The sequence below is a fragment of the Frankiales bacterium genome, assembly GCA_016125335.1.
Classification (GTDB): Bacteria; Actinomycetota; Actinomycetes; order S36-B12; family CAIYMF01; genus Longivirga.
Window position 1 is genome coordinate 13,559 of the sequence record WGLY01000027.1, and the last position, 20,009, is coordinate 33,567.

Sequence of the window (20,009 nt, forward strand, 5' to 3'; positions counted from 1 at the left end):
ACCACGCCCCGGACCGAGAACCAGGAGAACTGTGTCGAAGGTCCGGGTCTACGAGCTCGCGAAGGAGCTCGGAGTCGAGAGCAAGGTCGTCGTGGCCAAGCTCCAGGAAATGGGTGAGTTCGTCCGTTCGGCGAGCTCCACGATCGAGCCCCCCGTCGTGCGGCGCCTGCGCGAGGCGTTCCCCGACGCGCCGGCCGCACCCGCGGCACCGGCGAAGAAGGCGGCGCCCAAGCCGGCGCCCGCGGCCCCCGCACCGGCGGCCCCGGCCCCCGAGCCCGTGGTGGCGGCGGCCCCCGCCGCGCCCGCCCCGGCGGCTCCCGCGCCCGCGCCCGTGCCGGCTGCTCCGGCGGCCTCCGCGGCACCCGCGCCGGCCGCACCGGCACCGGCCGCGCCGCGCGCGCCGCGTCCGGGCAACAACCCCTTCACCGACCGCAGCGCCGAGGCCCCGCCCCGGCCCGCGGCCCCCGCACCGGGCGCCCCGCGCGCGCCGCGTCCGGGCAACAACCCCTTCACCGACCGCAGCACCGAGCGCCCCTCCGGCGTGCCCGGCGCCCCGCGGCCGGTCCCGCGCCCGGGCGGCGTCCCCGGCGCCCCGCGCCCCAACCCCGGGATGATGCCCGGCATGCGCCCGGCCGGTCCGGGCGCGCGCCCGGGAGCGCCCGGCGGTCGCTCCGGCGGCCCCGGGGCCCGTCCCGGCGGCGGTCGCCCCGGCGGCCCCGGCGGTCGTCCCGGTGGCGGCTTCGGCGGCCCCGGTGGCGGCGGTGGCGGCGGGGGTGGCTACGGCGCCCCGCGCCCCGGCGGCTTCTCCGGCCGTCCCGGCCCCGGCGGGCGCGGCACCACCGCGGGCGCCTTCGGCCGTCCCGGCGGCAAGCCCGCGCGCGGCCGCAAGAGCAAGCGGGCCAAGCGCCAGGAGTTCGACAACATGTCGGCCCCGTCCATGGGCGGCGAGATCCGTCCCATGGGCAACGGCGAGGTCGTCCGCCTCGCCCGCGGCTCCTCGCTGACCGACTTCTCCGACAAGATCAACGTGCCCGCCGGCGTCCTCGTCACGGTCATGTTCAAGCTCGGCGAGATGGTCACGGCCACGCAGTCGCTGTCCGACGACGCCCTGGTGCTGCTGGGCACCGAGCTCAACTTCGACGTCCAGATCATCAGCCCGGAGGACGAGGACCGCGAGCTGCTCGAGAGCTTCGACCTCGAGTTCGGCGAGGACGAGGGCGACGAGAGCGACCTCGAGACCCGTCCGCCGGTCGTCACGGTCATGGGCCACGTCGACCACGGCAAGACCCGCCTGCTCGACGCCATCCGCAACACCAACGTGGTGGCGAAGGAGGCCGGCGGCATCACGCAGCACATCGGCGCCTACCAGGTGCAGGCACGGGTGGGCGACGAGGAGCCGCGCGCGATCACCTTCATCGACACCCCGGGCCACGAGGCGTTCACCGCCATGCGTGCCCGCGGTGCCCAGGTCACCGACATCGCGATCCTCGTGGTGGCGGCCGACGACGGCGTGAAGCCGCAGACGATCGAGGCGCTCAACCACGCCAAGGCGGCCGACGTCCCGATCGTGGTGGCGGTCAACAAGATCGACAAGGAGGGCGCCGACCCGGCCAAGGTGCGCGGCCAGCTCACCGAGTACGGCCTGGTCCCCGAGGAGTACGGCGGCGACACGATGTTCGTCGACGTCTCCGCGCGGGAGGGCATGGGCATCGAGGACCTCCTCGCGGCCGTCCTGCTCACCGCCGACGCCGCCCTGGACCTGCGGGCCAACCCGCACCAGGACGCGCAGGGCGTGTCGATCGAGGCCCACCTCGACCGGGGCCGCGGCCCCGTCGCGACGGTGCTCGTCCAGCGCGGCACCCTGCACCCGGGCGACTCGATCGTCGTCGGGGATGCCTACGGCCGCGTCCGCGCGATGCTCGACGAGTTCGGCAACACCCTCACCGAGGCGCCGCCGGCGCGTCCTGTCCAGGTGCTCGGCCTCACCGCCGTGCCGGGCGCGGGCGACAACTTCCTCGTCGTCGAGGACGATCGCACCGCCCGTCAGATCGCCACCACCCGCGCGGCGCGCGAGCGCAACGCGGCACTGGCGCAGGCGCGCGGCCGCCGCACGCTGGAGGACTTCCTCAAGTCGCTCGAGCGCGGCGAGGTCGAGGAGCTCAAGCTCATCCTCAAGGGCGACGTGTCGGGCTCGGTCGAGGCGCTGGAGTCGGCCCTCATGGCCATCGAGGTCAGCGACGAGGTCAGCTTGCGGGTCATCGACCGCGGCGTCGGCGCGATCACGCAGAACGACGTCAACCTCGCGGTCGCGTCGGACGCCGTGATCATCGGCTTCAACGCCCGGCCGGCCGAGCGGGTGCAGGACATCATCGACCGCGAGCGGGTCGACGTCCGCTACTACACGGTGATCTACCAGGCCATCGACGAGGTCGAGGCGGCGCTCAAGGGCATGCTCAAGCCCGAGTACGAGGAGGTCGCGCTCGGCAGCGCCGAGGTGCGCGAGGTGTTCCGCTCGAGCAAGTTCGGCAACATCGCCGGCTGCCTCGTCCGGTCCGGCCTCATCCGCCGCAACGCCAAGGCGCGCCTCGTGCGCGACGGCGCGGTGGTGGCGGAGAACCTCAGCATCGAGTCGCTGCGCCGGTTCAAGGACGACGCCACGGAGGTCCGCGAGGGCTTCGAGTGCGGTATCGGCCTGGGGTCGTTCAACGACATCAAGGTCGACGACGTGATCGAGACCTTCGAGATGCGCGAGAAGCCGCGCGTCTGACCAGTCGCACGCCGGGAGGACGTCGATGTTCGTGGGCACCCTCGAGCTCGACGTCCTCCTGGGCGACGTGCACTCGCTCAAGGAGAGGCGCGGCCTGGTCCGGCCCGTGGTGGCCGACCTGCGCCGCCGCTTCGAGGTCACCGTGGCGGAGGTGGGCATGCACGACCTGCACCGGCGCTCGCTCATCGGCGTCGCGGTGGTGGGCGCCGACCCGGCGCGCTGCACCCACCTGCTCGACTCGTGCGAGCGCGCCGTGGCGGCCCGGCCCGAGCTCGAGCTGCTCAGCGCGCGGCGCACGCTGCGCGACACCGACGACGACTAGCGCACAGCACCAGCACCCAGCACGGACCGGGGCGCGGACAGCCCGCGACCCCGCCACCGCCGGACCGGCCCGCCCCGGTCGGTCCGCCGAGGAGAGGACGACGCCATGGCCGACCCGGCCCGCGCCCGCAAGCTCGCCGACCGGATCAAGGTGATCGTCGCCGAGATGCTCGAGCAGCGGATCAAGGACCCCCGGCTGGGCTTCGTGACCATCACCGACGCCCGGGTCACCGGCGACCTGCACGACGCCACGGTGTACTACACCGTCTACGGCACCGACGAGGAGAAGGCCGCGACCGCGGCCGCGCTCGAGAGCGCCCGCGGCGTGCTGCGCAGCGAGATCGGCCGGCAGACCGGCGTCCGCTTCACCCCCACGCTCGCGTTCGTCGCGGACGCCGTGCCCGAGAACGCCCTGGCCATCGAGGACCTGCTGCACCAGGCCGCGGCGGCCGACGCCGAGGTGCACGAGCGGGCCGCCCGCGCGAGCTACGCGGGCGAGGCGGACCCCTACCGCCGGCCGCGCGCGGACGAGCTCGACGAGGAGGAGCCCGAGGACTCGCTGGTCGACGGGCCCCGCGCGTGACCTGGTCCACCGCCCCCGCTGCCGCGGACTGGGACGCCGCCGTCGCGGCGCTGTCCGGCGGCGGCCCGGTGCTGCTGCTCGCCCACGTCGCCCCGGACGCCGACGCGCTCGGCTCGGCCCTGGCCACCGGGATCGCGCTGGAGCGGCTCGGCGTCGACGTCGCCGTGTCCTTCGGCGACGAGCCCTTCGCCGTCCCTCGGGTGCTGCGGACGCTGCCCGGCCAGCACCTGCTCGTCGCCCCGGACTCCGTCGGCGACCGCCCGGTGGTGGCCACCTTCGACGTCAGCTCCATCGAGCGGCTCGGCGTCCTGCGCGCCGCCGCCGAGCGGGCGCGCACCTTCGTCGCGATCGACCACCACGCCTCCTACACCGGCTTCGGCCACGTGCACGTGGTCGACGTCGCGGCGCCGGCCACCGCCGTGCTGGCGCTCGAGCTCGTCGACCGGCTGGGCGTGGAGCTCGACGTCGACATCGCCACCGCGGTGTACGCGGGCCTGGTCACCGACACCGGCTCGTTCAAGTACGCCGGCACCACCTCGGCCACCCACCTGGTGGCGGCGCGGCTGCTCGGCACGGGGATGCGCCACGACCACGTCGCCCGGCTCATCTACGACGACGAGCCGTTCGCCGCGCTGCGGCTGCTCGGCGGCGCGCTCGACAAGGCGGTGCTCGAGGAGACCGCGGTCGGCGGCCTCGGGTTCGTGTGGACGGTCGTCTCCGACCTCGACCGCGCCGCGCTCGACCTCCCGCTCGACGCCGTGGAGCGGGTGATCGACGTCCTGCGCATCGCCACGGAGGCGGAGGTGGCCTGCGTGCTCAAGCAGGACGACACCGGCGCCTGGCGGGTGAGCATGCGCAGCAAGGGGCGCGTCGACGTCGCTGCCGTCGCCACCGCGCTCGGCGGCGGCGGGCACCGGTTCGCGGCCGGGTTCACCGGCGACGGCGGCCCCCGCGAGGTGCTCCACGCCGTCCGCGAGCGGCTCGCCGCCGCCCCCCACCTGCCGGGCTGACCGATGGCCAGGGGCCCGCGCCCGCGCACCGCACCCGACGGCCTCGTCGTGCTCGACAAGCCGGCGGGGATGACCAGCCACGACGTCGTGGGCGCGGTGCGCCGCGCCCTGGGCACGCGCAAGGTCGGGCACGCCGGCACGCTCGACCCGATGGCGACCGGCGTGCTGCTGCTCGGCGTCGAGCGGGCCACGCGGCTGCTCGGGCACCTCGCGCTGGTCGACAAGGCCTACGACGCCACGGTGCGCCTCGGCGCCGCCACGGTCACCGACGACGTCGAGGGCGAGGTGCTCGCCCGGTCCGACGCCTCCGGCGTGCTCGACGCCGACGTCGAGGCCGCGCTGCCCGCGCTGCGCGGCCGGATCCGGCAGCGGCCCTCCGCCGTCAGCGCCGTGAAGGTCGACGGCGTGCGCTCCTACGCCCGCGTGCGCGCGGGGGAGGACGTCGAGCTGCCGGCGCGCGAGGTCACGGTGTCGCGGCTCGACGTGGTCGCGGCGCGCCGCGACACCGTGGCCGGCCTCGGCGTCCTCGACCTCGACGTGCACGTGGAGTGCAGCTCGGGCACGTACGTGCGCGCGCTGGCCCGCGACCTCGGCGAGGCCCTCGGGGTGGGCGGGCACCTCACCTCGCTGCGCCGCACCCGCGTAGGGCCGTTCGACCTGTCCGCCGCGCGCACCCTCGACGAGCTCGAGGCCGACCCGGTCGTGCTCCCGCTCGACGACGTCGTGCGCTCGGCCTTCCCCACCGTCACGGTGGGGAAGGAGCAGGTGCGGCTCGTGCTCCACGGGGTGCGCATCCCCGCGCCCGACCCAGTGGGCGGGGCCGTGGGCCCCGTGGGGGTGCTGGGCCCCGACGGCGCCGTGCTCGCGCTCGCCGACGTCTCCGGCCCGACCCTGGCCTACCGCGTCGTGTTCGCCTGAGCGGCGCCGCGACACCGGCCGGCGTGCTCGGGGCTAGCCCCGCGCCGGCTATCCGGTGCGCGAGCCGTGCTCGGGCCCTGGCAGGCTGTGCGCCGTGCAGCGCTGGCAGGGACTGGAGGACGTGCCGGACGACCAGCCCCGGTCGGTCGTCGCGATCGGCGTGTTCGACGGCGTCCACTACGGGCATCGGCAGGTGATCGGGCGAGCGGTCGCGCACGGCCGCGAGCTCGGCGCCCCCGTCGTGGTCGTCACGTTCGACCCGCACCCGGACGAGGTGGTGCGCCCGGGGACCCACCCGGCGCTGCTGTCCACGGTCGACCAGCGCTGCGCGCTGCTCGCCGAGCTCGGCGTCGACGCCGTCTGCGTGCTGCCCTTCACCCTCGAGCTCGCCGCGCTGAGCCCCGAGGAGTTCGTGGAGCAGGTGATCGTCGAGCGGTTCCACGCGCTGGCCGTCGTCGTGGGCGACAACTTCCGCTTCGGGCACCGCGCCGCGGGCGACACCGAGACCCTGGCCGACCTCGGCGCCGAGCGCGGCTTCGTCGTCGACGCCGCCCCGCTGGTGGCAGGGGAGGGCGGCGTCTGGTCGTCCACCTACGTGCGGGGGCTGATCCGGGCCGGCGACGTGGCCCAGGCGGCCTACAGCCTGCTGCGGCCGCACCGCGTCGAGGGCAGCGTCGTGCACGGCGACAAGCGCGGCCGCGAGCTCGGCTACCCCACCGCCAACCTCGCCACCACCCCCCACGCGGCCGTGCCGGCCGACGGCGTCTACGCCGCCTGGCTCGTCGTGGCGCCGTACACCGAGCACGCCGTGCGGCTGCCGGCCGCGGTGAGCGTGGGCACCAACCCGACCTTCGGCGGGCGCGAGCGCCGCGTGGAGGCACACGTGCTCGACCGCGACGACCTCGACCTCTACGGCGCGCACGTGGCCCTGGACTTCGTGGCCCGGATCCGCGGCCAGCTCACCTTCAGCGGCGACGACGCCGCCCTCGCGCTCACCGCGCAGATGGCCCGCGACGTCGACAGCGCCCGGCTGCTGCTCGCCGAGCCGCCCGTGGCGCGGCCGACCGGCCCCTGACCAGCGCAGACGCTGCTCGCGCTCGTTTTGGGCCGTCGGCGGCCCGCTGGTAGTCTGCACCCGACGGCTGCGGGGCAGGGCGCCCTGCGGTTCGCGACTTCCCAGGGTCGGCGCAGTTCCGCGCCGCCCGCGACGCGCCCTGAAGGACACCCCCGCATGTCGCTCGACACCGCGACCAAGAACGCGATCATCGCCGAGTACGCCCTCTCCGAGGGTGACACCGGCTCCCCGGAGGTCCAGATCGCGCTGCTCACCCGGCGCATCAACGACCTCACGGAGCACCTCAAGACGCACAAGCACGACCACCACAGCCGCCGCGGGCTGCTGCTGCTGGTCGGGCAGCGCCGTCGGCTGCTCCAGTACCTGACCAAGAAGGACATCAGCCGCTACCGCGCGATCATCGAGCGACTCGGGATCCGCCGCTAGCGACACCGAGGGGAGTGACCGGCACCGGCCGCGTCGCTCCCCTCGAACGCTCCGTGCCTGCGGTAGAACGTCCGCGGGGCCGAGCGCCCCGGGCCACGGCCCGTACAACTGAACAGTCCCGCGGCTGGCCACACCAGCCGCGCACCACAGGGACGGACTAGGGGCGGACGCCCCGGAGACGCCCGACTCGTCGTCGGTCCTCGGTAGTGGTGCCCGGGCACGTCGCCCTCCGCGCAGGAGCGGGAGCGGCCCGCCGCCCGGGTGCTTCGATCGAAGACCGGCCTCCTGCCGACAGGTGGGTTCTCCCGCGCTCGCTCCTCGTCGTCCCACGACACACGAGGAGGGCACCCGTGGAGGGTCCCGAGATCCACTCGTCCGAAGCCGTCATCGACAACGGCAGCTTCGGCACCCGCACGATCCGCTTCGAGATGGGCCGCCTGGCCCAGCAGGCCGCCGGCTCCGCCGTCGCCTATCTCGACGACGACACGATGCTGCTGTCGGCCACCAGCGCCGGCAAGCACCCCAAGGACCAGTTCGACTTCTTCCCGCTCACGATCGACGTCGAGGAGCGGATGTACGCCGTGGGCCGCATCCCCGGCTCGTTCTTCCGCCGCGAGGGCCGCCCCAGCGAGGACGCGATCCTCACCTGCCGGCTCATCGACCGTCCGCTGCGCCCCTCGTTCGTCAAGGGCCTGCGCAACGAGATCCAGGTCGTCATCACGGTGATGTCGCTCAACCCCGACCACCTCTACGACGTGGTCGCGATCAACGCCGCCTCCATGTCGACCCAGATCGCCGGCCTGCCCTTCAGCGGCCCCATCGGCGGCGTGCGGGTGGCGCTCATCCGCGGCCAGTGGGTGGCGTTCCCGACCCACAGCCAGCTCGAGGAGGCCGTGTTCGACATGGTCGTCGCGGGCCGGGTCGTCGGCGACGACGTCGCGATCATGATGGTCGAGGCCGAGGCCACCAGCCAGACGATCGAGCTCGTCCGCGGCGGCGCCACGGCGCCCACCGAGGAGGTCGTCGCCCAGGGCCTCGAGGCGTCCAAGAAGTTCATCCGCGTGCTGTGCGAGGCGCAGAGCGAGCTGGCCGCCAAGTCCACCAAGGAGACCGCGGAGTTCCCGCTGTTCCCGGACTACCAGCCCGACGCCTTCGACGCCGTCGCCGGTGCCGTCACCGACGAGCTCGCCGCAGCGCTCACGATCGCCGGCAAGCAGGAGCGCGAGGCCGAGCTCGACCGCGTCAAGGGTCTGGCCGCCGAGCGGCTCGCCGGCCAGTTCGAGGGCCGCGAGAAGGAGATCGGCGCCGCGCTGCGGTCGCTGACCAAGAAGCTCGTGCGCCAGCGGGTGCTGCGCGACAAGGTGCGCATCGACGGCCGCGGCCTCACCGACATCCGCACGCTGTCGGCCGAGGTCGACGTCGTCCCGCGGGCGCACGGCTCGGCGCTGTTCGAGCGCGGCGAGACGCAGATCCTCGGCGTCTCGACGCTGAACATGCTCCGCATGGAGCAGCAGCTCGACACGCTCTCGCCCGAGACGCGCAAGCGCTACATGCACAACTACAACTTCCCGCCCTACAGCACCGGCGAGACCGGTCGCGTGGGCTCGCCCAAGCGCCGCGAGATCGGCCACGGCGCGCTCGCCGAGCGCGCCCTCGTGCCGGTGCTCCCGACCAAGGACGAGTTCCCCTACGCGATCCGCCAGGTGTCCGAGGCCCTCGGCTCCAACGGCTCGACGTCCATGGGCTCGGTCTGTGCCTCGACCATGTCGCTGCTCAACGCCGGTGTCCCGCTCAAGGCGCCCGTCGCGGGCATCGCGATGGGCCTCATCTCCGACGAGGTCGACGGGTCGACGCAGTACGTCACCCTCACCGACATCCTCGGGGCCGAGGACGCGTACGGCGACATGGACTTCAAGGTCGCCGGCACGCGCGAGTTCGTCACGGCGCTCCAGCTCGACACCAAGCTCGACGGAATCCCCGCCTCGGTGCTCGGCGGCGCGCTGACCCAGGCCCGCGACGCGCGCCTGGCGATCCTCGACGTCATGCTGGAGGCGATCGACGCCCCCGACGAGATGTCGCCGTTCGCGCCGCGGATCATCACGATCCAGATCCCGGTGGACAAGATCGGAGAGGTCATCGGCCCGAAGGGCAAGATGATCAATCAGATCCAGGACGAGACCGGCGCCGAGATCACCATCCAGGACGACGGCACGATCTACATCGGCGCGACCGACGGCCCCAAGGCCGAGGCCGCCCGGGCGCAGATCAACGCCATCGCCAACCCGCACATGCCGGAGGTCGGCGAGCGCTACCTGGGCACCGTCGTGAAGACCACGACGTTCGGCGCCTTCGTGTCGCTCATGCCGGGCAAGGACGGCCTGCTGCACATCTCCAAGCTGCGCGCGCTCGCGGGCGGCAAGCGGGTGGAGAACGTCGACGACGTGGTGTCGATCGGGCAGAAGGTGCTCGTCGAGATCTCCGAGATCGACTCCCGCGGCAAGCTGTCGCTGACGCCGGTCGAGGAGGACGGCGCCTCTGCCCCGGCCGACGCGCCGGCCGAGGCCGCCGACGAGACCGTCGACGCCTGACGACGTCGATGCCGCTGCGCACCTCCGCTCCGGGCACCCGGCACCGCCGGGTGCCCGGAGCGCGCGACCAGAAGTCCGGCTCCACCCGCACCCTGCTCGTCGAGGACGGCGCCCGGGTGCGGCGCACCGTGCTGCCCGGCGGGCTGCGGGTCGTCACCGAGAGCCTGCCCGGCGTGCGCTCGGCCGCCTTCGGGATCTGGGTCGGCGTCGGCTCGCGCGACGAGTCGCCGGCGCAGGCCGGTGCCGCGCACTACCTCGAGCACCTGCTGTTCAAGGGCACCGAGCGTCGCTCCGCGCTCGACATCTCCGCCGCGATCGACGCGGTCGGCGGCGAGATGAACGCCTTCACCTCCAAGGAGTACACCTGCTTCTACGCCCGGGTGCTCGACGTCGACCTGCCGCTCGCGGTCGACGTCGTGAGCGACCTGGTCACCTCCGCGCTGCTGCGCCCCTCCGACGTCGACTCCGAGCGCGACGTGATCCTGGAGGAGATCGCGATGCGCGACGACGACCCCGGCGACCTCGTGCACGAGGAGTTCGCCGACGCCATGTTCGGCAAGACCCCGCTGGGCCGGCCGATCCTGGGGACCGTCGAGACGATCGAGTCGATCACGCCGCGGGCGATCCGCACCTTCTACCAGCGCCGCTACCGCCCCGAGAACATGGTCGTGTCGGCGGCGGGCAACGTCGACCACACCACCGTCGTGCGGCTCGTGCGGCGGGCGTTCGGCGATGCCGGCCTGCTCGAGGGCGACGCGGTGCCGGCCCTGCCGCGCGCGGGGGAGTTCCGCACCCGCGGCGCCGGCGACGTCCGCGTGCTCACCAAGACCACCGAGCAGGCCAACGTCGTGCTCGGCGTGCCCGGCCTCGCCCGCGACGACGAGCGGCGCTTCGCGCTGAGCGTGCTCAACTCCGCGCTCGGCGGTGGCATGAGCAGCCGGCTGTTCCAGGAGATCCGCGAGAAGCGCGGGCTGGCCTACTCCGTGTTCTCGTTCGCCTCCCACTACGCCGACACCGGGCAGTTCGGCGTCTACGCCGGCTGCATGCCCAAGAAGGTCGACGACGTCCTCGCGGTGTGCCGCGACGAGCTCGTGAAGGTGGCCGCGCACGGTCTCACCGTGGAGGAGCTCGAGCGCGGCAAGGGCCAGATGCGCGGCGGACTCGTGCTGGGCCTGGAGGACACCGGGTCGCGGATGTCGCGCATCGGCAAGGCCGAGCTGCTCACGGGCGAGCTGTGGTCCACCGCCGACGTGCTGGCGGCCATCGACGACGTGACCGTCGACGACGTCAAGGACGTGGCCGGGTCGCTGCTCGAGGTCACGCCCACCCTCGCGGTGATCGGGCCCTTCGACGCCGACCGCGACTTCTCCACCGCCGTCGCCTGAGAGGAACGCCATGACCGTGCGCGTCGGTGTGATCGGTGCCCGCGGGCGCGTCGGCTCGGTGGTGGCCGCGGCGGTGGACGCCGCGGACGACCTCGAGCTCGCAGTGGCCATCGACAAGGACGACCGGCTCGAGGCCCTGACCGACGCCGGCTGCGAGGTCGTCGTCGACTTCACCCACCCCGCAGCAGTGATGGACGACGTCGAGTTCCTGGTGGGCCACGGCATCCACGCCGTCGTGGGCACCACCGGGTGGGACGACGAGCGCTACGCCCGCGTGCGCACCTGGCTGGAGGCCTCGCCCGGCACCGGCGTGCTGGTCGCCCCCAACTTCGGCATCGGGGCGGTGCTCATGATGCGCTTCGCCGCGATGGCGGCGCCCTACTTCGAGTCCGTCGAGGTGGTCGAGCTGCACCACCCGACGAAGGCCGACGCGCCCTCGGGCACCGCGCAGGCGACCGCGCGCGCCGTGGCGGCCGCGCGCCGGGACGCAGGGCTCGGGCCCATGCCCGACGCGACCACCTCGGCCCTCGAAGGCGCGCGGGGAGCCAGCGTCGACGGCGTCCCCGTGCACGCCGTGCGGCTGCGCGGCCTGGTGTCGCACCAGGAGGTGCTGCTCGGCGGCCCCGGCGAGACCCTCACCCTGCGCCACGACACCTTCGACGTGGCGTCCTTCGTCCCGGGCGTGCTGCTCGGCGTCCGCACCGTCGCGACCAGGCCCGGCCTCACCATCGGCCTCGACGCCTACCTCGGCCTGGCCTGAACCGACGCGGCACGCCCGCCGGGCGCGCCCCGGATGCCAGGGCTATGGCTCCAGATCGCCGACAGCCAGCTCGCGAAGCCGGTCCGCGTCGATCAGCCCGACTGCACACGCGAGGGCGAGCACCCCGTCCTCGGCGAACCCGTAGTCGGCCGAGAGCACGGCCTGCACACGGGGGACGGCCTCGGGCGGCACGGGGAGAGTGGCCGCCAGGGTGGCGTCGTCGAACGTCTCGACGTCCAACCCGTACGCGTCGGCCTCGTCGGGATTCACGGTCAGGGCTATCGCGTCGGACCCCGGTGGCTGCCACTGCACCCAGGCGACATCGCTGTCGGCGACGTAGGCGCACACGAGGGTCGACCCGATCTCCTCTGCCAGGCGACGGACCTCGCTCGCCTCCGGCACGTGGGCGCCATGCACCGAGACGAAGCGCCACCCCGAGGCTTCGACCCAGTCGGCGTCCACCTCGCCGCCGAACGATTCCGTGAGAAGCGCGCCGAGCTGGCCCGTCCACGGCGAGAACGCCACGATCCCCCAGAAGCCCATGTCTGACCTACGCCGTCATCCACTCGGGGACCATCCACAACCTGGATCGGTTGTTCACCCGTGGCTCGAACTCCGCGGGCGGGCGTGGCCGCACGCGGGACCGGTGAAGGAGCGGGGCGACCAGGTCGTACACCTGTGACGAGTGCTCCTCGTCGTAGTCACCGAAGTCCTGGGACGCCTTGAGGCACATCACGCCGCCGGGCCACAGCTCGGCCAGCGGCCCTGGCGTCAGCCGCCCGGCCTCCACCAGCGGAGCCGGCACGAGCGTCAGCCAGCCGACGCCACGCAGCACGGACAGGCACTCCCGCGTCCCCACCCAGCCGGCCTTGCTCCAACCGTCCGAGGCCTCCTCCCACGGGGTCTCATGCCCTCCGAAACCGATCTGGCCATACCCGACCTCGAAGCGCGCGCACCCCTCACGGAGCAACCCGACCCAGCGCTCCTGCACGTCCGTCGAACCGCGCAGCGCACCTGTCGAGATGGCCGAGACCAACCGGACCCAGCCGGGTGCCTCGCTCTGGTCGACACTGGCGCTCACCTCTAGGGCTCGTGAGGTGCCCATGGAGGCGCCGAAGTCACGCGAGAGCGAGGACAGGCACCCTCTGTCGTCGAGCCACTCCAGGACCAGCGACACGTCCTCGACCTTGTCGCCCAGCTTCCCCGCGACGCGCTCCTCGATGCCTTCTTCGAAGGTGCGCGACTTCGCCCGCACGCGACCGTTCGTCATCGACAGCTCGTTGAGGAAGGCGAAGGGCGCGCCCGGCGGCCCCACCACCGTGCCCGCGTCGAAGACAGGCACGTAGGCCGGGCTCCCGTGGCTGGACAGAACCGCCGCAGCCTCAGGGGCTATGCCCTCCAGCACTCGACGAAGCCACCATGCCGCAGCCGTCGAGGCATCGGAGCGGACGTCGAGCATGGCAAACACCCGAGTGTCAGGCGGCAAGTCACGAACCCCGAGCACGATGAACCTCACGCAGACGTCGACAACCCTGGGTCACACCTCACCACCCTAGGGCCGAACAGTGTGACGAACACCGTCACCGTCGTGTACTCGGCGAACCATGTGGGGAAGGCAGCCAGGTCGTGGAGCGGCCTCACGTCGCGTCGAAACCCAGGTGGACGCACGGGGTGATCCTGTCACGGGTCCGATGCTTCCTCGGCGATTGAGAACGGCAGACAAGCGCGCTCAATCGGGGAGTCCGAGTCGCCTCTTCACTTCCTGGACTGACGGCTTGTAGTGGCGCCGGTTCATCATGCGAAGGTCCCGCAGGGCGAGGAGACCCAACACCGGGCTGAGGTCTCCGTCTGCGATCCGGGTGCTCTCGTAAGCGTGGAGCCGCTGCAGCCGCTGCATGTCGCCGATGGGCAGGAGCGACTCGACGGGACCGCAGTTCGCGATGCCCAGTACTTCGAGCAGCTTCTGCCCGGAAAGGGGCTCGAGGGATGTGAACGCCGAGCAGCTGTCCAGGTTGAGGCGCTCGAGCGTTGGAGCCCCTGCTCTGATGTCGAGTGCCGAGATGTCGTCCATGGCTCGCGCGCCGAAGATTCCGACTTCCCGCATCGAGCGCAGCTCCGCAAGTCCGTCTAGCGACCTCAGCTTGGGGTGCTGCTTCATCTGCAGCCGGACCAGGGCTTCGTTACGCCGTAGCGGATGCAGGTCGGGCGCGTTGTACGACGCCGCAAACAGGTCGTTGAGTGCGAGGGCGTACTCGATCGTGTCCGCAACCTGCTGCCAATCGGCAGCGACGGCAGTGAGCCACGGGAGCCGGCGTAGGTCTATCCGGGCGCTCGGTGACGACTGCACGGAGAGCCGTTCCAGTGTCGGCGCCGTGCGATACACCGGGGTCAGATCCGTGATGGTCCTGGCGAGGATCGTGAGTCGGCGAATGGGCCAATCGCGTAGGAACTCCAGATCGGGCTCCTGGAATCCAAGGGCGTAGTTGAGGGTCAGGCCAGTGACGTCTCCCACCCCAAGCCGTCGTTCTGCTTCCGTCGACCAGCCTGAGGTGACCACCATCGTCAGCCCATCAGGGCCGTCCTCGATCTCGAACCCCCCGAGCTCCGACACACCTCGATCATGCCGGACGAAGCGATACCGAATGCCGAATCTGGAGGGGGTTGGGGCGGCGACGCGGAGTGTCAGGCGCTTTCGGGGGCGGCGGCCCTGGTCGTCGTCGAGGCGCGCACGTCGAGGACGACGTTGGCGGCGACCGTGAGCGCGGCGGCGAGGCCGGCCAGCAGCACCGGCTGCGGCCCGAACGTCGCGAGCAGGACGAGGCCCACACCCAGGAGGGTGAAGGACCGGCTGTCGGTGCCCTCCTGGGGGCGCAGGTGCAGCCACCACACCGTGGCGAGGTAGAGCGCGGCGGGCACCGTCACGCAGGCCGCTGCGAGCCGCAGGTCGATGTCGGCGACGCCCGTCGCCTGGTCGACGGCCACGGCGATCCCGGCCCCGGTCGCCGCGGCCGAGGCGAACACCACGAGGTGGCCGTAGCCCCAGACGAACCCCTGCCGGGTGCTCGTGAGCAGCGCGACCGCGGTGCGGGCGAAGTACTTCCACCACATGGAGAACACCAGCAGAAGCCCGCCGACAGCGATGCCCCACACCAGGGCGAGCTGGCCGGATCCGGTCACCGCGGCGCCGATGGCCACCGAGCCGGACAGCACCGACTCGCCCAGCACGATGAGCGTGAACAGGCCGTAGCGCTCGCTGATGTGCCCGGGGTGCCACTGTGTGGGGTTGGCGCGCTCGGCGACCACGGGCACGACCAGCTCGCACACCACGAGCAGCGCGAAGCCGGGCAGCTTGAGCCCGACCGGCACGAGCAGCAGCGCGACCCAGCCGAGCTGGCACAGGCTCACCCCGGTCGCCATGCGCACGGCGGTGTCGCGCCGGGGCGGGTCGTCGTGCGCCGCGCGCAGCCACAGCTGCACGAGGGAGAGCCGCATCACGCAGTAGCCGACCGTCACGACCGTGAAGTCGCGCTCCTCGAACGCGCGCGGAACACCGGCAGCGAGCACCAGGGCACCCGCCATCACGACGAGGACCGACAGCCGGTAGAGCACGTCGTCCGGGTCGTACGCCGAGGCGAACCACGTGACGTTCATCCACGCCCACCAGATGGCGAAGAACACCATCAGGTAGGACACCACCCCGGCGGCCAGGTGCCCAGGCTCGGTCTCGCTGTGGTGCAGCTCGGTCGACGCCGCCGCGACCGCCACGACGAAGCACAGGTCGAAGAAGAGCTCGAGCGGCGTCGACGCGCGGTGCTCCTCGCCGGAGTCGCGGGCCACCATCGGGCGCCGCCAGGCGACCGCCGGCGCGCTCACGCCGCCCACCCGAGCGCCCGCACGGCCGCCGCCACGGCCGCGGCCACCACCACGACGACCACGAACGGGGCGCGGAGCAGCAGCGCGACGACGGCGGCGGCGAGCCCGGCCGCGCGCGCGTCGATGACCAGCGACTGCCCTGCCGAGAAGGTCTGGACGGCCACCAGCGCCATGAGCAGCGCGAGGGGCAGCGCGTCCGCGATCTCGCGCGTGAGCGGCTGGTCGAGGAAGCGCTGCGGCACCGACTGCCCGGCCAGCTTGGCCGCGTAGCAGGCCAGGGTGGACACGACGACCGCCCACCACACGGCGCTCACGGCTGCGCCGCCTTGCGCCGCACCGCGAGCACGCCCGCCACCACGGCCACGACGCTGGTGAGCAGCACCGGGACGCCGGGCCGCAGGAACGGGGTCAGCACGAGCGCGACCGCCGCCGCGCTCAGGCCGATCGTCCACGAGCGGGCGTCGCGCAGCCGGGGCCACACCAGGGCGATGAACCCGGCCGGGATGGCGGCGTCGAGCCCGTAGACCTTGGGGTCGCCCAGGGCGCTCGCGCCCAGCGAGCCGGCCAGCGTGGCGAGGTTCCACACCACGTACACCGACAGGCCCGTGGCCCAGAACGCCAGCCGCGAGGCTCGGCCGTCGTCGTGCTCGAGGGTGCGGCCCACCGCCATGGCGGTCGACTCGTCGATCGTGAGCTGCGCGGCGACCAGCCGCCGCGCGCCGCGCACCCGCAGGATCGGCGCCATCGTCAGGCCGTAGAAGGAGTTGCGCAGGCCGAGCAGCACGCTCGTGGCCACGGCCGACGCCGCGCCGCCGCCGGCCGCCAGCACCCCCACGAGGGCGAACTGCGAGCCGCCGGTGAACATGAGCACGGAGAGCACCTGCGTCTGGAGCACGGTGAGCCCCCCGGTGACCGACACCGCACCGAAGGAGACGCCGTACACGCCCGTGGCCAGCCCCACGGACAACGCGTTGACGAGGATCTCGCGCCGCTCCGCGCTCCAGGGCGCCGGCGTCCCGGTCAGCGCGCTCACGGCGGCTCCGGCGGGATGCCGTCGTCCACCGGGCCCACGTGATCGGCCAGCCAGTCGACCAGCGGCGTCATCGCACGCCACGCGGAGCGCACGCGCGTGAGGGCGGTGCGGCTGGCGAGCCACGCGGGCGCGCCGTACTGGGTCGAGACGGTGAGCGACCGGTGGCGCAGCAGGTCGAGGTGGGGGTGGTCCTCGGGCACGCCGCGCGGTCGCGTCTTCATGACGTCGCCGCCGATCTCCAGCCGCCCCTTGCGGGCGGCGGCCAGCGCCGTCTCGAGCGTCGCCACCACGGGGGAGTCGACGGCGGCACGGAACCGGGCGAGCTGCACGGGCGACGAGGAGTACCAGCCGCCGGCCACCATGAGGCCCGCAGCCGACACCTGGACGTACCAGCCGATGCCGTCCTCCGCCCCCACGAACGCGCCCTGGTGGTCCTTGTACGGCGTCTTCTCCTTCGAGAAGCGGACGTCGCGGTACGGGCGGAACACCTTCGCCGCGCCGAACTCGCCCTCGAGCTCGGCGACGAGGTCGGTGAGCGGCCCGCGCACGTCGCGCTCGTAGGCGTCCTTGTGCGCCGTCCACCACGTGCGGGTGTTGTCGACGGCGAGCGCCTCGTAGAAGTCGAGCGCGGCGAGGGGGATCCCGGTGAACGCGGCCACGTCGGCACCCTAGGCGGGGCGACCGCGGCGCCGCCCGCGGGATCGGCGCGACGGCAGGCTCAGGCCAGCGACGCGGAGAAGCGCACCTGCTCCACGCCCCGGCTGCCCGGACCGCTGTCGAGCACCCGGGTGGCGCCGTCCGCGTCGAGGCCCGCGGAGCGCAGGAACGCCGCCCGCGGGGCGTCGGACGCGGCCGCCCACGAGGTGAGCCCGCGCACGCCGCGCTCGCGCAGCAGGTCCGTCGCCGCCGCGAGCAGGCGCGACCCGTGGCCGGCGCGCTGGTGATCCGGGTGCACCACGAGGTCGAGCACCTCGGCGACGTCGTCGGCGCCGGCGGAGTCCGGGTCGGCCGCCGGGGCGGTGACGGCGTACCCCACCACGCGGTCGGCCTCGACCGCGACGAGCACGAGGTGCCGCGGGGTCGGGGCCGCGTCGGCGGCGGCCCGCCACTCGTCGGCCAGGGCGTCCTCGCGCAGCGAGGCCGCCGCCCCCTCGGGCAGCAGCGCGGCGTACGGCCCGGTCCAGCCGGCGTACGTCACCGCGGCGAGCTCGGCGGCGTCCTCGGGGCGGGCCGGGCGCACGGAGACGTCGGCGTGATCATGGGGATGGGGGCTGGACGGGGAGGCCACGGGCCCCATCCTCCCGCTAGCGTGGCGCGCGTGAGGGCCGTGGTGGTCGGAGCCGGTGCGTGGGGCCTGCCCGCGGCGGCCGAGCTCGCCCGCCGCGGCCACGACGTCACCCTCCTGGACCGGCACGGCACCGCCCACCAGCTCGGGTCCTCCTCCGGCCCCACCCGGCTGTGGCGCCTCGCGCACCCGGACCGACTGCGCGTGCGCCTGGCCCAGCGCTCGGTGGAGGCCTGGCACCGGCTGGAGGCAGCCTCCGGCATCACCGCGATCCTCGAGCGCGGCCTCGTCTGGCGCGACGACGTCACGTGGGAGAAGGTCGACGCCGCCCTCACCGCCGAGGGCGTGCCGCACGAGGTGGTCGAGCCCCAGGACGTCGGACGGGTCTTCCCGGGGCTGCGCCCCGACGGCCGCGTCGCCGTGTGGCAGCGCGACGCCGGCCCGGTGCTCGCCCGGGCGGCCCTCGACGCGCAGGCGGCGCTGTTCGCGATGGCCCGCGGGGAGCTGGTGTGCGGGCCTGTCGTGCGGGAGATCGACACCACCTCCGACGGCGTGCTCCTGCTCGCCGAGGGCGGCCGCTCCTTCCGGGCCGACGTCGCCGTCCTCGCGCCCGGGCCCGGGGCCGGGGCGCTGCTGCGCGCCCTCGGCGTCCCGCTCACCCTCTACCCGGTGCTCGAGCAGGTGTGCCACGTGGGCCACGCCCCGGACACCGACGCCATGCCCTGCCTCTACGACGGGCCGATGGGCCAGGAGCCCGGGATGTACGCGATGCCCACCCCGGGTCGTGGCTACAAGCTCGGCGTCGACCAGCCGCTGCGCGCCTGGCGCGAGGACGACCTCGACCGGGTGCCCGACCCCGGCGTCTCCGCCCACATCTCGGCGCGGGTGTCGCGCAACTTCGTCGACCTCGACCCCACCGTGCTCGACGCTCAGGTGTGCTCGTGGACCGACTCCCCGGACGGCCGCTTCGTGATCGACACCGTGGCGGACGGGCGGGTGGTGATCGCCTGCGGCGACTCCGGCGAGGGCTTCAAGTTCTCCGCCCTCATGGGGCTGATCCTGGCCGACCTGGCCGAGGGCCGGGCGCCCGACGCCGACGTCGCGACGTTCGGGCTGGCCAGGTTCGCCGGCGGCGAGCCGGTCCGCCTCCCGCACGTGCTCGGCCGGTAGCCTCGCGGGCGTCCCCCACCGACCGCAGGAGAGCCCCATGACCGACGGTGCCGCGCCCGAGATCTCCTTCCGGAGCGACGTCACCGTCGAGCTCGTGAAGTCCTCGGCGTCCGACGCCGACGTCCTGTTCGCGGCACGGGTGTCCACCAAGGGCGAGCAGTCGCTCGAGGACGTCGACTCCGACGCCGGGCGCTCCGCGGGGCTCATCAACTACCTCATGCGGGACCGGCACGGGAGCCCGTTCGAGCACAACTCCTTCACCTTCTTCGTGCGCGCCCCGATCTTCGTGTGGCGCGAGCACATGCGGCACCGCATCACGTCGTACAACGAGGAGTCCGGCCGCTACCGCGAGCTCGAGCCGGTGTTCTACGTGCCCGGCCCGGAGCGCAACCTCGTGCAGCAGGGCAAGCCCGGGGCCTACGAGTTCGTGCCGGGGTCCCCGGAGCAGCACGCCCTGGTCGACTCCACGGTGCGCGCGTCGTGCGAGCAGGCCTACGCCGCCTACCGCGCGATGCTCGACGCCGGCGTCGCCCGCGAGGTGGCCCGCATCGTGCTCCCCGTCACGATCTACTCCTCGGCCTACGTCACGATGAACGCGCGGGCGCTGATGAACTTCCTCTCCCTGCGCACCAAGCGCGAGGGGTCGCACTTCCCGTCGTTCCCGCAGCGCGAGATCGAGCTGGTGGCCGAGCGCTACGAGCAGGAGTTCGAGCGGCTCATGCCCCTGACCTACGCCGCGTTCCAGGCCAACGGACGGGTCGCGCCCTGACGCCCGTCCGGCCGCGGGAGGAGACCGCCGGGGCGCGGGACCACTA

Annotated in this window: 20 protein-coding genes; 12 read left to right on the plus strand and 8 right to left on the minus strand. The window is 73.5% G+C overall.

The window, feature by feature from the left end:
* Positions 1-31: 31 nt before the first annotated feature.
* The 10 genes from infB (at position 32) to GC157_14990 (ending at position 11,833) form a co-directional block, all read left to right on the plus strand.
* Complete coding sequence (gene infB / locus GC157_14945; protein ID MBI1378756.1) at positions 32-2,767, plus strand: translation initiation factor IF-2; 2,736 nt, start codon at positions 32-34, stop codon at positions 2,765-2,767.
* A 25-nt stretch (positions 2,768-2,792) separates the two neighbouring features.
* A complete protein-coding gene (locus GC157_14950) occupies positions 2,793-3,089 on the plus strand; it encodes a DUF503 family protein (GenBank protein ID MBI1378757.1) in 297 nt (98 codons plus the stop codon).
* Positions 3,090-3,194: 105 nt separating this feature from the next.
* Complete coding sequence (gene rbfA / locus GC157_14955) at positions 3,195-3,671, plus strand: 30S ribosome-binding factor RbfA (GenBank protein MBI1378758.1); 477 nt, start codon at positions 3,195-3,197, stop codon at positions 3,669-3,671.
* Entirely contained in the window at positions 3,668-4,681 is a 1,014-nt protein-coding gene (locus tag GC157_14960; protein MBI1378759.1) for a bifunctional oligoribonuclease/PAP phosphatase NrnA, read from the plus strand. The genes rbfA and GC157_14960 overlap by 4 nt, the downstream gene beginning before the upstream one ends.
* A gap of 3 nt (positions 4,682-4,684) precedes the next feature.
* The gene (gene truB, locus GC157_14965) at positions 4,685-5,599 is read left to right on the plus strand and encodes a tRNA pseudouridine(55) synthase TruB (GenBank protein MBI1378760.1); all 915 of its coding nucleotides are present in this window, start codon (positions 4,685-4,687) and stop codon (positions 5,597-5,599) included.
* A 94-nt stretch (positions 5,600-5,693) separates the two neighbouring features.
* Entirely contained in the window at positions 5,694-6,674 is a 981-nt protein-coding gene (locus GC157_14970) for a bifunctional riboflavin kinase/FAD synthetase (protein ID MBI1378761.1), read from the plus strand.
* A gap of 156 nt (positions 6,675-6,830) precedes the next feature.
* Positions 6,831-7,100, plus strand: a complete 270-nt coding sequence (rpsO, locus tag GC157_14975; GenBank protein ID MBI1378762.1) for a 30S ribosomal protein S15 — start codon at positions 6,831-6,833, stop codon at positions 7,098-7,100.
* Positions 7,101-7,450: 350 nt separating this feature from the next.
* Complete coding sequence (locus GC157_14980; GenBank protein MBI1378763.1) at positions 7,451-9,688, plus strand: polyribonucleotide nucleotidyltransferase; 2,238 nt, start codon at positions 7,451-7,453, stop codon at positions 9,686-9,688.
* 8 nt (positions 9,689-9,696) lie between these two features.
* On the plus strand, positions 9,697-11,073 hold the full coding sequence (locus GC157_14985) for an insulinase family protein (protein ID MBI1378764.1): 1,377 nt from the start codon (positions 9,697-9,699) through the stop codon (positions 11,071-11,073).
* 10 nt (positions 11,074-11,083) lie between these two features.
* Entirely contained in the window at positions 11,084-11,833 is a 750-nt protein-coding gene (locus tag GC157_14990; GenBank protein MBI1378765.1) for a 4-hydroxy-tetrahydrodipicolinate reductase, read from the plus strand.
* Between the two features lie 42 nt (positions 11,834-11,875).
* Here the strand turns inward: GC157_14990 and GC157_14995 are convergent, their stop codons facing one another.
* The 8 genes from GC157_14995 to GC157_15030 form a co-directional block, all read right to left on the minus strand.
* Positions 11,876-12,358, minus strand: a complete 483-nt coding sequence (locus GC157_14995; protein MBI1378766.1) for a hypothetical protein — start codon at positions 12,356-12,358, stop codon at positions 11,876-11,878.
* A gap of 25 nt (positions 12,359-12,383) precedes the next feature.
* Positions 12,384-13,349 (minus strand): hypothetical protein, encoded by a 966-nt coding sequence (locus GC157_15000; protein MBI1378767.1) that lies wholly within the window; start codon positions 13,347-13,349, stop codon positions 12,384-12,386.
* Positions 13,350-13,562: 213 nt separating this feature from the next.
* Positions 13,563-14,444, minus strand: coding sequence for a hypothetical protein (locus GC157_15005; protein MBI1378768.1), 882 nt, complete (start codon positions 14,442-14,444; stop codon positions 13,563-13,565).
* Between the two features lie 71 nt (positions 14,445-14,515).
* Positions 14,516-15,673 carry a low temperature requirement protein A gene (locus GC157_15010; GenBank protein ID MBI1378769.1) on the minus strand — a complete coding sequence of 386 codons (1,158 nt, stop codon included), beginning with the start codon at positions 15,671-15,673 and terminating at the stop codon, positions 14,516-14,518.
* A 29-nt stretch (positions 15,674-15,702) separates the two neighbouring features.
* Positions 15,703-16,011, minus strand: a complete 309-nt coding sequence (locus tag GC157_15015) for an AzlD domain-containing protein (protein ID MBI1378770.1) — start codon at positions 16,009-16,011, stop codon at positions 15,703-15,705.
* Between the two features lie 5 nt (positions 16,012-16,016).
* Positions 16,017-16,688: a branched-chain amino acid ABC transporter permease gene (locus tag GC157_15020; protein ID MBI1378771.1), complete on the minus strand. Its 672-nt coding sequence runs from the start codon at positions 16,686-16,688 to the stop codon at positions 16,017-16,019.
* 47 nt (positions 16,689-16,735) lie between these two features.
* Positions 16,736-17,398, minus strand: a complete 663-nt coding sequence (locus GC157_15025) for a TIGR02453 family protein (protein ID MBI1378772.1) — start codon at positions 17,396-17,398, stop codon at positions 16,736-16,738.
* A 59-nt stretch (positions 17,399-17,457) separates the two neighbouring features.
* Positions 17,458-18,036, minus strand: coding sequence for a GNAT family N-acetyltransferase (locus GC157_15030; GenBank protein MBI1378773.1), 579 nt, complete (start codon positions 18,034-18,036; stop codon positions 17,458-17,460).
* Between GC157_15030 and GC157_15035 the strand changes: the two genes are divergently transcribed.
* Entirely contained in the window at positions 18,004-19,194 is a 1,191-nt protein-coding gene (locus GC157_15035) for an FAD-dependent oxidoreductase (protein ID MBI1378774.1), read from the plus strand. The genes GC157_15030 and GC157_15035 overlap by 33 nt on opposite strands.
* 37 nt (positions 19,195-19,231) lie before the next feature.
* Positions 19,232-19,963, plus strand: coding sequence for an FAD-dependent thymidylate synthase (locus GC157_15040; GenBank protein MBI1378775.1), 732 nt, complete (start codon positions 19,232-19,234; stop codon positions 19,961-19,963).
* Positions 19,964-20,009 lie beyond the last annotated feature (46 nt).